The sequence below is a fragment of the uncultured Maricaulis sp. genome, assembly GCF_963976135.1.
Taxonomy (GTDB): Bacteria; Pseudomonadota; Alphaproteobacteria; order Caulobacterales; family Maricaulaceae; genus Maricaulis.
In genome coordinates, this window is the sequence record NZ_CAXBKN010000180.1 from 1 (window position 1) to 2,286 (window position 2,286).

The 2,286-nt window shown below is 60.9% G+C and carries 3 protein-coding genes; all 3 read left to right on the top strand.

Annotated elements, in window-relative coordinates; genetic code table 11:
- Nucleotides 1-750: succinate dehydrogenase iron-sulfur subunit (locus AAC023_RS14360; protein ID WP_339741976.1), on the top strand; the 750-nt coding region annotated here is incomplete at its 5' end.
- A 90-nt stretch (nt 751-840) separates the two neighbouring features.
- A complete protein-coding gene (locus tag AAC023_RS14365) occupies nt 841-1,959 on the top strand; it encodes a VCBS repeat-containing protein (RefSeq protein WP_339741978.1) in 1,119 nt (372 codons plus the stop codon).
- A gap of 109 nt (nt 1,960-2,068) precedes the next feature.
- A partial coding sequence (locus AAC023_RS14370; RefSeq protein ID WP_339741980.1) for a hypothetical protein occupies nt 2,069-2,286 on the top strand: 218 nt, incomplete at its 3' end.

Sequence of the window (2,286 nt, forward strand, 5' to 3'; positions counted from 1 at the left end):
CAGCCGACCAAAGGCAAGACCTGGCCCAAGCCGGATGGCGCCAAGAACGTCCGCACCTTCCGCGTCTATCGCTATGATCCGGAAAGCGGCAATCCGCCGAGCTGGGACACTTACAAGGTCGATCTCGATGATTGCGGCCCGATGGTTCTCGATGCCATCCTGTGGATCAAGAATAATGTCGATGCGACGCTGGCTTTCCGGCGTTCCTGCCGCGAGGGCGTGTGCGGTTCCTGCTCGATGAATATCGGCGGGCGCAATACCATCGCCTGCACGTCGGGGATCGACGAATATCAGGGTACGATCACCATCTCGCCCCTGCCCCACCAGCCAGTGGTGCGCGATCTGATCCCGGATCTGACCCAGTTCTACGCCCAGCATGCGGCGATCAAACCCTATCTCCAGACCGATACCCCGGCGCCGGAGAAAGAGTGGAAACAGTCTCCAGAAGAGCGCGCCCAGCTCGATGGTGCCTATGAGTGCATCATGTGCGCCTCATGCTCGACGGCCTGCCCCTCCTATTGGTGGAATGGCGACAAATATCTCGGGCCTGCGGCTTTGCTGCAATCCTATCGCTGGCTGGCCGATAGCCGCGACGAAGCCAAGGGCGAGCGTCTCGATGAGCTCGACGACCCGTTCAAGCTCTATCGCTGCCACACGATCATGAATTGCACCCAGGTCTGCCCCAAGGGTCTCAACCCGGCCGAAGCGATCGGCAAGATCAAGGGAATGCTGGTCGAACGCGAGAGCTAGGGCTGTCGGGTTCAGCCCGCATTTCCGATTGGTCATTTGCCAATTGGCGATATTTCGGGCACCCGATAGATGTCGCTGAAGGGAAGTGGCATGCGCGCGCACTTGATTTCAATGGGTCTGGTCCTGGGCGCAGCGAGCCCAGCCTTCGCGCAGGATGACGCGTTCTGGGTGCACCCCTATAATTTTTTCGGTGAGCCGACAGCGCTGACCGCGTCGGTCAATCTGGGCGACCTGGACGGCGATGGTGACCTTGATGGTTTTGCCGTCAACGGCCGGCACTGGATCCAGCAGAACGAAATCTATCTCAATAACGGGATGGGATTTTTCCGGTCTGCCCATGATGCCGGCGCGGACCGGGCCACCGGGTATGAAGCCGCGCTGGCGGATTTCGACGGTGATGGCGATCTCGATGCCGCCATTGCCCGTGACCTCCTGCCCGTCCTCGTCCAGCTGAATGATGGCAGCGGGCATTTTGATGCCGGCCACGAGATCGGCGCGATCGCGCAAGCCCGTTCCATCGCCGCGGTTGATCTTGATGCGGACGGTGATGCGGATCTGGTGCTGATCCTGCGCGGCGCGGCCAATCGCCTCTATTTCAACGACGGACAGGGTGGGTTTGACCGCGTTGTGGAGCTCCCCGGAGCCTACCAGACGATTCGGGTTGCCATTGATGATCTCGATGGCGACGGGACCGTGGATCTGGTTTTCTCCAATCGCGGCGGCGAGGGTGTCATGCTCTACCGGGGCACTGGCGATGGCGGCTTTGACGGGCCGGTTGCGATCGGTGCGGATCTGGACATGGAAATTCGCGCCGTGGCGGCCGGTGACATGAATGGCGACGGCCATCCGGACATCCTGGCCGGCGGCATCGAACGGCCGGGCGTTATCTTTCTCAATGACGGAAGTGGAAATTTCGTCGGGCGGCGCGCATTTGGCAGTGCAGATGATGAGATGTTCGGTCTCGAGCTGGCGGATTTCGATGGCGATGGGCGGCTGGACATCGTGGTCGCCAATGACGGCCTGCGCGACCGGGTCTATCTTGCGAGGGAAGACGGGTTTCAGACCATCGATCTCGTGGAGCTCGATGAGGCGGATTCCTACAATGTCAGCATTGGCGATCTCAATCAGGACGGCCGGCCTGACCTGGTCTTCGCCGTGTCTGAAGGCAGCAATTACGTCGCGATAAACCGGATCGAACTGCGCGATTGATATCGGCGGATGCGGCTGGCACCATGCAGCTGATGCCGGTGGAGCGCGACCGCTGGGCGTCCTGTCCAGGCCGCCCAGCGAGCGGCGATATCGCGCCAGGAGACATCCAATGAGCCTCGGAGCTTTCTCGATCAGCCTTGCGGTAAAGGATATCCGCGCCTCGAAGGCCTTCTACGAAACCCTCGGCTTTACCGAAACCGGCGGCAATATCGATCAGGGCTGGCTGGTCCTGCGCCAGGGGGACAAGGTGGTCGGCCTGTTCCAGGGCATGTTCGAGAAGAATATGCTGACCTTCAATCCCGGCTGGAGCCAGCATCGCGAAACCCT